Here is a 13,175-nt window from a genome sequence, read left to right as displayed (position 1 = left end):
ACATATGTTTGACTAACAATATAAAAAATGGTAATATATACATATACTAAATAACTTTTTATCACGAGAAACTCGTATGTTATACTGTAATTACGATTATAAGCATCTATTATAGATGGATCGGGGAGTGATGGAAATGGATAATGAGTTGAAAGAGGCTCTATCAGCTCTGCTGAAGGCAGAATTTTTGCCGATGTATGATAAGATAGATCTAATGGATAAACGTATGGATGGAATTGAAAACCGTCTGACAGGGATTGATAATCATCTTGACGGGATTGAAAACCACTTGACAATCATCGATACTCGTCTTGAAGGTATCGATAACCACATGGCTGGCATTGACACCCGTTTAGATGGTATCGACAACCACCTGACCGGCATAGACTCTCGCCTAGACAAGCTTGAAATAGAACAAACTCAAGTTAAACAAGCTGTTTTAGAAACCAATGCGACTGTTAAAAGGATTGAACTCATCCAAGAACAGCAGCATTCCATTATTGAACTTTTGTCAGCTCGATCTATAGAGCATGAAGCGAAAATAAAACGCATACTGTAAATTTTACAGGTTTTGTATCTCAAGCAGAGAGCAGACCCCATAAGGGATGACTCTCTTTTTTGTGTTTCTTTGGTGTATAAATACAACTACAGCCCTATCGTAACTTTTTCCATAGTTTAAGAGTCTATATAAGTATCGTGAAAATGATAGATAATAGACTTAGACTGAAAGAGGAGTGTGGAAAAGCAACATGACGGTACAGAAGCAAGTATGGATTGGTGCGCTGGCTTGCGCATTGGTGTGGCAATTGGCAGCTGGGACTACGGTAAGTGCGGCGGCTTCAACGTTGACACTTAGTTCACAGGAAACAATTACATCAGGCGCAATCATGAAGAATTATGTGTGGACAACAACTAGAAGCAATAAGGATGTTTCGGTAAACGCCAATGTCATTGAGGTCGACTTGACGAATCCGAACGTTAAGATAGACGCAATGGCAGGGACGAATACGCAGTTTACGAAGAACCAAAGCGTTTTGGGCATGGTGAAGGATAGCGGCGCAGTAGCAGGTGTGAATGGAGATTTCTTCAATACACAGGCTGAAGGTGTCCCGGAGGGCGCTCAAATTACAAATGGAACCGTGATGGCGACGCCCGCAAAAATATCGGGATTATATTCTTTTGCTATAACGAAGAACAATCAGCCGATCATTGATATTCTTGACTTTGAGGGTAAGGTAACAGCGAAAGATGGAACATCTTTTGACCTTGGCGGTGTGAATAAAACGTATTATTGGGATGATAACAATGTCGCGATGATTGCTGATGGACTTTTCCTATATACAAGTGCTTGGGCAATGACACAAAGAGCAGTAGATGGTACGCACGTTCCAACTGAGGCACTTATTCAAAATGATATTGTCAAGGAAATTGCGGTAGATACGAATATTAAAAAGATTGCTCCTGCAGATGGCTATATACTTAGAGGTTCAGGCTTAGCTAGGGAGTTTATCGTAAATCACCTCAAAGTCGGAGATAAAATTACCACCAAATATGATATGGTACCGCATGATGCTTCCAAAACATATGATTGGAAAAATTTCAAAATGCTTATCGGAGGAAGCACGCTGTTAGTTGACGATGCGAAACCGAGTTACTTCACAAGAAATATTAATGATTTTAGTGGTTATAGCCCGCGCTCACGTACAGCATTAGGTTATTCCAAAGATATGAAAACGGCTTATATTATAACCTCTGATCGCAGTGCGGGTAGCGCGGGTATGACATTGCCAGAGCTTCAGCAGTTTATGATAAGTGCTGGAGTTTGGAAGGGTTTAGTGCTTGATGGTGGTGGTTCCACACAGATGGTATCTAGACCCCTAGGTGATTTTGACCCGAAATTGGTGAATAAAACGGAGAATGGCAACCAACGATCCGTTGTAAATGGTGTAGGTGTATATTCAACGGCGCCTAAAGGTGAGTTGAAAGGCCTTATTTTAAAAGGTCAAAATATTTTATTCATGAATGAATCCAGCCCTTATCAATTTAAAGCATATGACGATTATTATAACCCGATTTCAGTGGATGGTATCGTTCCACAATGGAGTAGTTCCACAGCAAATGGTGGCTTTAAGGATAATGTATTTACACCTACATTACCAGGTAAAACGCAGATTACTGCGAAGTCAGGGAAAGGATCTGCATCTATGGATGTCGAGGTTATCGGTCGGGACCAAATTACTTCGATGAAATTCAATTCAGGTGCTTTTTCATTGACCGAGGGTGGGGATTTTAAGCTGCCAATTACGGTGACAACCAAAAGCGGTGCAACAAGAGAACTGCCCGCGGCATCAGCAACATGGGAACTTAGCGGAGTAAAAGGGAGCTTGAAAGATGGTATTTTACATGTAGATAGTGCTTCAGGTTCTCAAGCTGCTCAGGTTATCGCAAGGTATGATGGTTATAGCACCATGGTTACTCTTCCAGTAGGACAAGAAAAGGTATGGTACGATCTTGATAATTCTGCGGTTATAACTACTGGTGATAAATATCCTGCTGAGGTTGTTTCTTCTGTAAATATTGAACAAGCGAATGGAAATAAGAATTTAGCGATTACTTACGATTTTACAAAAGGTACAGGTACGAAAGCTGCATATGCCCGATTTGATGGTACGGATGGTGTGCAAATTGCAGGTGAACCTGAGTTCATTACAGCTAAGGTCCTCGGAGATGGAAGTTTTAACTGGGTGCGTGCTGAAATTGTTGATGCTGATGGCAAATTGAACTATGTCAGCTTCACAGAAAATACGAACTGGACAGGCTGGCGCAAACTAACGGCTGATGTCTCCGATCTTAAATTCCCCATTAAGCTTAAGAGCGTTTATGTAGCTAATCCGGCGAATGGACAGGATGAAAGAGCTTCGAAAGGGAAAATTAGTATAGATGATATCTCGTTTATTTATAAAGGACAGTTGCCGGCTTTACCGAAGAATTCAGTAAAACTTACAGTGAACAAAAAGCAAGTAACAGTAAACTCAAAAGCAATGACGTTAGAGCAAGCTCCAACGATTGTGAATGATAATACACTAATCCCAATTCGATTTGTTACAGAAGCTCTCGGCGGTAATGTGAAATGGGATGACAAAGAACGGAAGGTTACCGTTATTCGCGGGGATAAGCTAATCGATTTGTGGATTGATAATGCAGATCTACTGGCAAATGGGGATCGTGTCACAGCGGAAGTAGCGCCAAAAATTATGAATAATGTAACTATGGTTCCACTTCGTGTAATTTCTGAGAAATTAGGGTTTAAAGTAGGCTGGGATCCCCAAAATTATGGGATAACTATTGAATAAATAGTGCTAGAAGTTCACTTCAAATTGTAAGAACTATGTTACAATATGGGGTAGACTAATTTCTAATATTGTTATTAAAAAGGAGCATGTTTCATTTGCAGCCAGACGCTATAGATCGTGTCATAAAAAACGCAATTAACGTCATGGAGAGCAGCAAGTATCAGATGTTCGAGATCGCTGAAGCTTCTCGTTTGGAGAAAGAATCGCTTACTCGTGAACTTGAAGAAATTAAGCATGAAACAAGCATCACGATTGATTTAGTCGACAAGTTAGAGAAGGACTACAAGCGCTCCCGCATTCGACTCACGGAAGTCAGTCGTGACTTCAATAAGTATCGTGAGGAAGATATTAAGGTTGCTTATGAAGCGGCTATTGCCTTTCAATTACAACTCACTATTGCTAGAGAGAAAGAAAATAATCTGAAGACCAGACGCAATGACCTGCAAGTGCGAACTAAGAATGTGGACAAGCAGGTGGAACGGGCTGAAACGATCGTTTCTCAGATGAATGTAGTTTTAGAATACTTATCCGGAGATCTCAATCAGGTCACTCGCATATTAGAATCGGCTAAAAACAGGCAACTGCTTGGTTTAAAGATTATTCTGGCGCAAGAGGAAGAGCGAAAGCGTATTGCGCGTGAAATTCATGATGGTATGGCTCAGACCTTGGCAAATGTTGTGTTGCGAACAGAAATTGCTCAGCGCATGCTTATTAAAGAAGATATCCCCGCGGTTAAGGAAGAACTAGTGGATTTGAAGGGACAAGTCAGAGGGGGACTTGAAGAAGTTCGCAAGATCATCTTCAACCTCCGCCCGATGGCGCTCGACGATCTAGGTATCGTACCGACTCTGCGTAAATATGTTCAAGATTGCGAAGAGAAATATCGAATTCGTACGCAATTCAATCTCGTAGGCAAGCAGACTCGCATTCCATCAGGACTTGAAATTGCGATTTTCCGACTGGTGCAAGAAGCTCTATCTAATGTAATAAAACATGCGAAAGCAACTTTCTTATCTGTTGAGCTAACACTGGAACCTGATCAAGTACAAATCTACGTCGTAGATAATGGGGTCGGCTTCGATGTGCCGCAAACAGAGCAGAAAATAGCTAAGGGAAATAATTTTGGTTTATTAGGCATGCGTGAGCGTGTTGAACTTCTGGAAGGCACAATGATCATTGATTCCGCCAAAGATTCCGGAACCAAAATTACAATGCTAATCCCTATTGGCGGCGGTGCAGAGAACAAGGAGGAAAATCAAAATGGACAACACGGCGAGTCATAAACGCAATGTGCGAATTGTTATTGCGGACGATCACCAGCTGTTTCGCGAAGGTGTTAAACGGATTATCAATATGGAAGATGATATGGAAGTCATTGGAGAGTGTGGCGATGGGATCCAGGTTATCGAGCTGTGCAATCAAATCACGCCAGATATTGTTCTCATGGACATCAACATGCCACTTGAGAATGGTGTAGTCGCGACTGAGCGCTTAAAGCTTATTTTCCCTGATATTAAGGTTATCATTCTTTCGCTACATGATGATGAAAGCTATGTGTTTGAAACCCTTCGCAAGGGAGCTTCGGGTTATTTGCTTAAGGATATGGAAGCGGAGTCGCTTATAAATGCGATTCGTTCTGTGGTGGCTGGTCACGCCTACATTCACCCCAAAGTTACAGGAAAGCTAATCAACCAACTAAGACGCATGACGTATTTAGATGACGTCGGTGTGGTTGGATCAGGACAGGGCGCTAAGGATTCTGCGCTTAAGTACATACATAATACCAACAGTCCACTTACCAAACGGGAAGCGGAAGTTCTTCGTTTAATGGCAGAAGGCAAAAGCAATAAACTGATCGGAGAATTCCTCTACATCAGCGAAAAAACGGTGAAGAACCATGTCAGCTCCATTCTTCAAAAGATGGAAGTTGATGACCGTACACAAGCGGTTATCATCGCGATTAAGAATGGTTGGGTAACCCTGTAAGACTCCCGTTGTTGGAACCCCTCTACTTTTTGTGCATACACTGCAATTAAGGGAGGGATCCGCTATGTGGATTGGGTTACTTTGGATCTTGGGTTGCTACGGAATCAGCATCGCAGTGCTTCATCTATTGTTCGGAGCCCGCAAGGGTAGAAAGAAGAAGCCTGCAAAAGTTCTGCTTGTCACCAAAAATAACCAAAATCAAATTGAATGGTATATTCGCTCTTTATTTTTTTTCTCTGGATTAAAAGGCTACGAAGTTACGGCAACGATCTACGATGAAGGGTCTTCTGACGACACAAGGCAAATTATTGAGCGACTATCCCATACCCATTTGCTTGATTTGAGATACCAAATGGATTTTGATGCAGTTGATCAATTTAGGAGTCAACATGAAGGGGAATCTGTTGTTGTTGTTCATCTTAGCAACAGGGAAGATCTTGTGAAAATACCTGTGGGATAGTAGTAATCGCTTACTTGCAGGTGGTACTAAAAAAGAGAGTAAGGTGAGCAATGAAGGTTCAACTTTACGCCGTTTGTTTAAATAAAGAGTGGAATTGGCATTTGACTATTCACCCTATGACAGACATTCAATATTGGTTCGAGCAATACGCAGCCGACGCCGGCCTCGTACTGTTCGAACCTTTTATTTCGTTTGGGCAAGGTGTGCGCCTGCTTGGCAAACTAAAATCTGCAAATTTAAAACAAACGGTTCAAAACGATGAGAGTATGCTGAGGCAGTTCCACCAGGCAGCCAAAGATTGCGGTTTGCTAAATTGCGACAAAATTGCAATGAAGAAAATAACATTTAGAGAGCAAGGATTGCTCCCTAGAATGATTTTAGATTATGGCATTTATACAAAGGTTGTATTAGCTTGCAGCGGTAGGACATTGCTTGTAGAGGAATTTGAGCAGCTGTTAAATGCAGCGAATTTAGAACTAGGCGCAGGGGAAGCGTGGATGAGTTATCTTCAGCTAGCTCTTCTTAACGGAGATATAAAATTAGAGAATGGGCTTCATATAAAGGAGTACAGGGAATGGCGCCGAGGTTATCAAAAAAGGATGATTTACTCCTGTAAACGTTGCGGAAGCGGTGAGGAGAGTTTGTATTGGTCAGCCTGCCATTTCTGTGGACAAGACTGTCCCTACTGTGAGGCGTGCTTGACGATGGGGCGGGTAAGGTTTTGCTCGTTGCTTATATCGGGAGGAACAGCTGGGAATGGAGAGTTAGTGGTGAAAGAAGCGAGACAGTCATTTGATAATCTCGAAAACTACATTAAGCCATGGGGACTTAGTGAAGCTCAGACTAGAGCATCTTTGGAGGGGCTGCAATTTATTACGGGCGAGAGGGGAAAGGATAGACACGGACTGCTGGACAAAGAGCCTCGAAAGTTTTTAATCTGGGCGGTTACCGGTGCGGGAAAGACGGAAATGATATTCCCTTTCGTTCACCTAACGGTGGCCAACGGAGGGCGAGTGTTGATTGCAACTCCACGAAAAGACGTAGTGTTAGAGCTTCAACCAAGAATATCGCGAGCTTTCTCAGACTATAGTGTCGTTACTCTTTATGGTGGTAGCGAGCAGCGATGGGAGCAAGGGCAAATTACTATTGCCACTACACATCAACTCATGCGTTTTGATGAGGCGTTTGATCTTGTCATCATTGATGAAATAGATGCATTTCCATACCATAACAATCCAATGCTCGCTTATGCTGCAGCTAAAGTTTGCAAACGAAGTGGTGTGAATATATTGCTATCGGCTACACCGCCGAAAAGCGTTAGGCAAGCGGCTGAACGAGGCCATTTGCCACATGTGCGGGTACCGGTGCGTTTTCATAAGAGTCCCCTGCCAGTACCGGTGCTCATAGTCGCCCCATCCCTAAATAAATCTATAAATACTCGAACTCTGCCTAATTCGTTAATTGCTAAGCTGGCAGCTTCAGTGGAACGAGGCGCACAGTTGTTTGTTTTTGTTCCCAACATTCGCCTGGTGGAGCCCACGGTGGAGCTACTAAGGGTAAAGTTACAAGGGGGTAATATGTTATGCATTGAGGGGACCTCGTCAAAGGACTCTGACCGAACTGAGAGGGTTCAACGTTTTCGTAACAGGGACATACGAGTTTTGGTGACAACGACGATTTTGGAACGGGGAGTCACTGTACCTAAATCGGATGTCTTTATTTTAGATGCAGATTCAAAATTATTTGATGAAGCAGCGCTTGTTCAGATGGCGGGGCGTGCAGGTAGATCAAAAGACGATCCGGCTGGAAAGGTTTATTTTGCAGCCAAAGAAATCACACGATCACAAAAGGAGGCTATTCGACAAATCGAGAAAATGAATCGCATAGCACGTAAACGGGGTTATTTTGAAAGGAGGAAGTGAATGAGTGATTGGAAAAATTGGCTAGGTGCAATGAGAGGAACTTTCTTTTCACTGCTCAGTCCATTAAAGGAAGAGTGTTTGCTGTGTAAACAAGTTAGTTCTGATCGCGTTAAGCAGTTGGGACTTTGTCGTTCGTGTTATATGAGGATACCGTGGATTCGAGCAGCACTTTGTACGATATGCGGACGAGGAGAGGTATGTTATGACTGTCAAAGAAGGGGACACGCTTATTTCTCAAAAAGCCGCAGTGCTGTGAGATACGATGAAATGATGAAAGAACTATTAGCACGTTATAAATATCGAGGAGATGAGCGACTTAAGGCTGTTATTGGTCAAATGCTTGTTCATGCGTATTACTTATTGCAAGAGGAAATGAGAGAATTCGACACGGATCCGGGCTCAGCTAAGCGATTGATTACATTCGTACCAGTTAGTGAACGTAGATTGCTGGAGCGCGGTTTTAATCAAGCCGAACAAATGGCTATTGAATTAGGGCGAAAAGTCGGGCTTCCTGTCTTCCCACTGCTTAATCGCTCGAAACATACAGATAAACAAAGCTTTAAGAATAGGAGTGAGCGTCTTGATGATCTAGTACATGTTTTTGAGATAAACGAGTTGCTACTTAAACAGCTGTTGGGTTGCCAGGCAGCTTCGTACATCATATACATTGTAGATGATGTATACACCACAGGGAGTACTATGAATCAGTGTGCAAGAGTTTTAGGCGAATCCCTTCCAGCAAGAGTGTTCGGTATTACATGGGCGCGATAGGGCTACAGCCGGGTTCTCGAAAAATAGAGATATGCAAACGCTGTCGGATTGCGGTAAACTGGAATTAAATATTTAGGTTAAGGGAACAATAGAAGGGGGCCATATAATGGGCATGAACGTTGCTAATTGTCCACGCTGTGGGAAGATTTTTGTTAAGGGTTTTGCTGAGGTATGCCCGAATTGCTTGAAAGATTTGGAGCAGCAGTATGATAAATGTCTGAAGTATTTGCGTGCAAACAAAGGCACTACTATAAATGATTTAAGCGAAGCGACGGACGTATCTATTAAGCAAATTACGAAGTTTATTCGTGAGGGCCGAATTTCAATCGTAAGTGCCCCGAATATGGCTTACCCTTGTGAGGTGTGCGGGACGTTGATTCGGGAAAACACGCTTTGCGAGCCGTGCCGAATGAAGCTTGTGAAAGATGTGCGGAACACGGTCGAGGACGAGCGGAGAAATGAAGAACTGAAGAAGCAAGAGGGCAAAATTAGCTTTAAAATTCATGAACGTTTAAAAGACAGACATTAATTTTGTTCGAAATCGCTGATTGAGATATAAAATATTATACGTATGATGCCGATAATAACTCTAAAGATTATCGGCATTTTATTTATGTCAAATCATAGGAGTGGTTAAGTGTGAAAATTAATGACAATCAGCGAATTGGTGCTGTAAACCCTTATAAAAAAACTGGCGATGCTAAATTTATGTCCCATGCCGTCAATAAGAAGGAAAAGGCGAAAGATCAGGTCGAAATTTCTGCTGAGGCTAAGGAAATGCTAGATGCAAAGGGAATTGTACGGACGCAAGAGCAGGCACAGCGAATCGAGGAATTGAAAGCTTCTGTAGCTTCGGGCACCTATTATGTGGATGCGAACAAAATTGCAGAAAAGTTGCTCCCTTATCTCAAGTAATATATATCATGACAATAAGACGGAATAGGTGAACGAGTGTGTCGATACAGCTTTTGATGGAAACCATGTCTAAACTGCAAGAAGCTCATGAAGCATTGCTCGTATTAGCACGTGAGAAGCCTCGCGTACTCGTCAAAAACGATGTAGAGCAATTAAATAACATTGTAAACAAAGAAAGCAGATGGATTCGAGGTATCCAAGAGCTGAATCTAGAAAGAATTCAACATATCGGGTCCTATTTAATTTCAAGAGGTTATAATCCAAACCCTAAGATAACGGTTGCAGATTTAGTGAAAATCATTTTTAAAGCGGAAGAAAAGCAGCTGTTAATTCAAGCACAACAAAAATTAGTGGAAACTATGAAAACTTTAAAGGTTGAGAATGAAATTAATCAGCAATTAATTGAACAGTCTTTATCCTTTATCAATTATACGGTTGATTTAGTGCTAGGAGTACCTGAAGATGATGTAATCTATCAGAGACCAAATCAAGTGCCCTATGGGGCGAAGCGTCCGGGACTATTCGATACAAAAGCCTAATAGGGTTTACGAGAGGAGATTTCGATTCATGCGTTCCACATTTATGGGTATAGAGATTTCGAAAAGGGCTCTTTTTACGCAACAAGCAGCGCTTAACACAACTGGTCATAACATCGCGAACTCTAATACGAAAGGCTATTCGAGACAAGTCGTTAACATGGTAGCTGCAGCGCCGCTTGAATATCCTGGTTTGCAGAGGAGTACTGTCCCTGGTCAAATGGGTCAAGGTGTTGAATTTGACCATATCACAAGGATTCGTGAGAAATTCTTAGACGATCAGTTTCATAATGAGAACAAGAATCTTGGCGATTGGAGCACTCGAAAGGATACACTGGATAAAATCGAATCGATCATTAACGAGCCTTCCGATACTGGTATTCGCCAAACAGTCGAAGGTTTTTGGAATGCTTGGCAGGAGTTAAGTAAATCTCCTGAGAACACTACGGCAAGAGTATTAGTCAAAGAACGGGCGCTGGCAATGACGGACGCATTTAACCAAGCATCTAGGCAACTTCAAGATCTCTCTTCCGATTTAACGACGAATATCGGTATTAAGGCGACGGAAGCCAATACAGCGATTGGACAAATTGCAAAGCTCAATGAAGAAATTTTTCGTATCGAGGGGCTAGGGGACGATGCGAATGATTTGCGGGACCAAAGGGATCTTCTCATGGATAATTTATCTAAAATTATCAATATAACTTATACAGAAGATAGCAACGGCTATAACGTGAAGATGGGCAGCGTGCAACTAGTTAGTGGTAAAGATGTGGCTAATACATTATCTACAGATTCGTTAACGAGTGCTGCTCAGTCAGGGGACCTTAACAGTGGTGAGGTCTATGGAATGCTGCAATCTAGAGATAATTATGTTGCAGGTTATAAATTTCAGCTTGATGCCATGCTGAAAACCATGGTTCAAGGTGATGTTGAAACGACACTGCCAAAAGGAATGGTTGTCCCGGAGGGAACTACGTTAACTGTAGTTAACTCTGACGGGACAACTTCTCAGCAGCAATTTAACGGTGCGGGACGCACATTGACAAGCGATCTTAAGGTTGTTGTCAAAGGGTTTAATGGTTTACACCAATTAGGGTATTCTGGTTCGAGCCCTTTGAAGTCGGGTGTTCCGTTCTTTACTTTAAAATCTGGAGCGACGGAATTTACTGCCGACAGTATCACGGTTAATCCTGCTATTCTAAGCGATCCTTCCAATGTCTCCACATCGACTCGAACGTATATAGATACCGATGGTGTAGAAAAAGTCGTTAAGGGTAATAACGATATGGCACTATTGCTGGCAGGTCTTAAGGATAACAAAATCAGTTTCGAAGATGCAGCCGGGGGAAACACCGTTTTAAAAGATGGTACTTTTGATGAGTTCTTCCGGTCGATTGTCGGACAACTGGGTGTTCAAAGTCAGGAAGCTACGAGGCAGGCAACGAACCAGCAAACTTTAGTTGATCAAGTTGACTCTAACAGACAAGGCGTAAGCGGTGTTTCGTTAGATGAGGAAATGTCTAATATGATTAAATTTCAAAAAGCTTACAGTGCTGCAGCTCGTGTAATGACAACGTTCGATGAACTCTTGGATAAAGTAATTAATAGTATGGGGACAGTAGGCAGATAAGAAGACTAATATTGTATGGTAGGTGAATGCTAATATGACCACCCGTATTACTCAAGGCATGATGAATAATCAATTATTGCGAAATGTAACTGCAAATTTATCGAGAATTAATGAAAATCAGAACCAGCTCTCAACTGGTAGAAAAATTAATAAACCCTCAGACGATCCTGTCGGGATAAGTTTCTCTTTGCGTTATCGCAGCGAGGGAGCCGCGAACGAACAGTACAAGAGTAATGCGGACTCTGCAGTTTCTTGGCTTGATTTCACAGATACAACGTTAAATCAAGCGAATACTGTTATTCAGCGAGTTCGAGAGTTGACGGTTCAGGCTTCCAATGGGACTAATCCGCAATCAGCACTAGATGCAATTAAGAAAGAAATCGATCAGCTATCAGAACAGATGGTTACGATTGGGAATAGTCAATTTAACGGGAAATACGTTTTCAATGGCCAGTTAACCGATAAAGCGCCATATAACTCAGCCACAGCATCGACGGATGTTGCTGATCAAGGGGAAATTAAGTTTGATATTGGTGTAGGTGTAAGAGTAACGGCTAATGTTTCTGGCGATAAAATTTTTGGTGCTGCTGGAGCTAGCGACAATATTTTCATGATTATGAAGGATTTATCGGCTGCATTAGCTTCCGGCAATCAAAATGATATTGGCGCTTGTATTGGCAAGATTGATAGCCGAAATGAAGCTTTTTTACAGGCTCGTGCAGATGTAGGGGCAAGACAAAATCGAATTGAATTAGCGCAATCTCGTCTTGAAGATATAGGTACAAATCTTCAAACTCTCCAAGCTAAGGAAGAAGATGCGGATATTCCGGCTGTCATTACTAATTTAAAGACGGATGAAAATGTTTATAATGCGTCCCTTTCAGTAGGTTCTAAAATTATTAGCACAAGTCTCGTTGATTTTCTACGATAGGAGCGGTTTAGAATGACGTTTCCAATTCCTCAAATACAGATACGTCAACAACGTGCTCAAATAGGTATTGATGCTGATCTAGGTCAGCTGGACATCAAGCAGCCTAAAGCTACTCTCGAAATAACGACAGAACCGTCCAAGTTGGAAATCCACTCGGAAAAAGGTGTGCTCTATATTGATTCCAGTAAAGCTTGGGATGCGCTGGGATTGGGATCGTCTTTAGAAACAATGAGTAGAATTTATTCGAAAGCTCGTGATGTAGCACTGCAGGGAATTGCTAAAATTGTAGAAAACGGCAATCGATTAGCGGCTATTCAAAATGGTGGAAACGCTATTGCGGAAATTGCGAAAGAGAAGGGCGACGAGTTTTTCGAGTTTGAATTCTTAGGTAATGCTTCCATGGACAATGTTGAGTTGCATTATGAACCAGGCAAACTTGACATTCAATTCAAGGAAGGTAAAGTTAACGTAAATACACATCCAAATCCCCCGGAGATTAATTATATTCGGGGTAAGCTCGAAATTTATATGATTCAGTACCCTAAAGTGGAGATAATCCCACCACAAATTGATATTAAAACCTAGCTTTTTTGAAGATTGGTCAACATACACGGTAAAAACAAATAATAAAACATAATGCTATAGCGCAAGCTATAGCATTATGTATT

General features: G+C 41.9%; 13 protein-coding genes. All 13 read left to right on the top strand.

Annotation, left to right across the window (positions count from 1 at the left end):
* Positions 1-136: 136 nt before the first annotated feature.
* Positions 137-559: a hypothetical protein gene (locus PCH02S_RS12360; RefSeq protein WP_127453359.1), complete on the top strand. Its 423-nt coding sequence runs from the start codon at positions 137-139 to the stop codon at positions 557-559.
* Positions 560-749: 190 nt separating this feature from the next.
* A complete protein-coding gene (locus tag PCH02S_RS12355; RefSeq protein ID WP_127453357.1) occupies positions 750-3,353 on the top strand; it encodes a stalk domain-containing protein in 2,604 nt (867 codons plus the stop codon).
* 95 nt (positions 3,354-3,448) lie between these two features.
* Positions 3,449-4,636, top strand: a complete 1,188-nt coding sequence (locus PCH02S_RS12350; RefSeq protein ID WP_397370667.1) for a sensor histidine kinase — start codon at positions 3,449-3,451, stop codon at positions 4,634-4,636.
* Positions 4,614-5,339 (top strand): response regulator, encoded by a 726-nt coding sequence (locus PCH02S_RS12345; RefSeq protein ID WP_127453353.1) that lies wholly within the window; start codon positions 4,614-4,616, stop codon positions 5,337-5,339. The genes PCH02S_RS12350 and PCH02S_RS12345 overlap by 23 nt, the downstream gene beginning before the upstream one ends.
* A 64-nt stretch (positions 5,340-5,403) precedes the next feature.
* Positions 5,404-5,799 (top strand): hypothetical protein, encoded by a 396-nt coding sequence (locus PCH02S_RS12340; protein WP_127453351.1) that lies wholly within the window; start codon positions 5,404-5,406, stop codon positions 5,797-5,799.
* Positions 5,800-5,849: 50 nt separating this feature from the next.
* Positions 5,850-7,721 carry a DEAD/DEAH box helicase gene (locus PCH02S_RS12335; protein ID WP_246069051.1) on the top strand — a complete coding sequence of 624 codons (1,872 nt, stop codon included), beginning with the start codon at positions 5,850-5,852 and terminating at the stop codon, positions 7,719-7,721.
* On the top strand, positions 7,722-8,492 hold the full coding sequence (locus tag PCH02S_RS12330; RefSeq protein ID WP_127453349.1) for a ComF family protein: 771 nt from the start codon (positions 7,722-7,724) through the stop codon (positions 8,490-8,492).
* 112 nt (positions 8,493-8,604) lie between these two features.
* Positions 8,605-9,021: a TIGR03826 family flagellar region protein gene (locus PCH02S_RS12325; protein WP_164819544.1), complete on the top strand. Its 417-nt coding sequence runs from the start codon at positions 8,605-8,607 to the stop codon at positions 9,019-9,021.
* A 110-nt stretch (positions 9,022-9,131) separates the two neighbouring features.
* The gene (gene flgM / locus PCH02S_RS12320) at positions 9,132-9,407 is read left to right on the top strand and encodes a flagellar biosynthesis anti-sigma factor FlgM (protein ID WP_127453345.1); all 276 of its coding nucleotides are present in this window, start codon (positions 9,132-9,134) and stop codon (positions 9,405-9,407) included.
* A gap of 38 nt (positions 9,408-9,445) precedes the next feature.
* Entirely contained in the window at positions 9,446-9,946 is a 501-nt protein-coding gene (locus PCH02S_RS12315) for a flagellar protein FlgN (RefSeq protein ID WP_127453343.1), read from the top strand.
* A 28-nt stretch (positions 9,947-9,974) separates the two neighbouring features.
* Positions 9,975-11,576 (top strand): flagellar hook-associated protein FlgK, encoded by a 1,602-nt coding sequence (flgK, locus tag PCH02S_RS12310; protein WP_127453341.1) that lies wholly within the window; start codon positions 9,975-9,977, stop codon positions 11,574-11,576.
* A gap of 34 nt (positions 11,577-11,610) precedes the next feature.
* A complete protein-coding gene (gene flgL, locus PCH02S_RS12305; RefSeq protein ID WP_127453339.1) occupies positions 11,611-12,507 on the top strand; it encodes a flagellar hook-associated protein FlgL in 897 nt (298 codons plus the stop codon).
* Positions 12,508-12,519: 12 nt separating this feature from the next.
* On the top strand, positions 12,520-13,092 hold the full coding sequence (locus PCH02S_RS12300) for a DUF6470 family protein (RefSeq protein ID WP_127453337.1): 573 nt from the start codon (positions 12,520-12,522) through the stop codon (positions 13,090-13,092).
* Positions 13,093-13,175: the final 83 nt, after the last annotated feature.

Origin of the sequence: Paenibacillus chondroitinus NBRC 15376 (assembly GCF_004000765.1) — a bacterium.
Taxonomy (GTDB): Bacteria; Bacillota; Bacilli; order Paenibacillales; family NBRC-103111; genus Paenibacillus_E; species Paenibacillus_E chondroitinus.
Note: the sequence above shows the minus strand (reverse complement) of the source record. Positions and strands in the feature narration are given on the sequence as shown.

Coding starts and splice junctions, on each gene's coding strand:
- PCH02S_RS12335 (WP_246069051.1), top strand. CDS start 5,850: ATGAAGGTTCAACTTTACGCCGTTTGTTTAAATAAAGAGTGGAATTGG.
- PCH02S_RS12325 (WP_164819544.1), top strand. CDS start 8,605: ATGAACGTTGCTAATTGTCCACGCTGTGGGAAGATTTTTGTTAAGGGT.
- PCH02S_RS12300 (WP_127453337.1), top strand. CDS start 12,520: ATGACGTTTCCAATTCCTCAAATACAGATACGTCAACAACGTGCTCAA.
- PCH02S_RS12340 (WP_127453351.1), top strand. CDS start 5,404: ATGTGGATTGGGTTACTTTGGATCTTGGGTTGCTACGGAATCAGCATC.
- PCH02S_RS12355 (WP_127453357.1), top strand. CDS start 750: ATGACGGTACAGAAGCAAGTATGGATTGGTGCGCTGGCTTGCGCATTG.
- flgK (WP_127453341.1), top strand. CDS start 9,975: ATGCGTTCCACATTTATGGGTATAGAGATTTCGAAAAGGGCTCTTTTT.
- PCH02S_RS12360 (WP_127453359.1), top strand. CDS start 137: ATGGATAATGAGTTGAAAGAGGCTCTATCAGCTCTGCTGAAGGCAGAA.
- flgL (WP_127453339.1), top strand. CDS start 11,611: ATGACCACCCGTATTACTCAAGGCATGATGAATAATCAATTATTGCGA.
- PCH02S_RS12330 (WP_127453349.1), top strand. CDS start 7,722: ATGAGTGATTGGAAAAATTGGCTAGGTGCAATGAGAGGAACTTTCTTT.
- PCH02S_RS12345 (WP_127453353.1), top strand. CDS start 4,614: ATGGACAACACGGCGAGTCATAAACGCAATGTGCGAATTGTTATTGCG.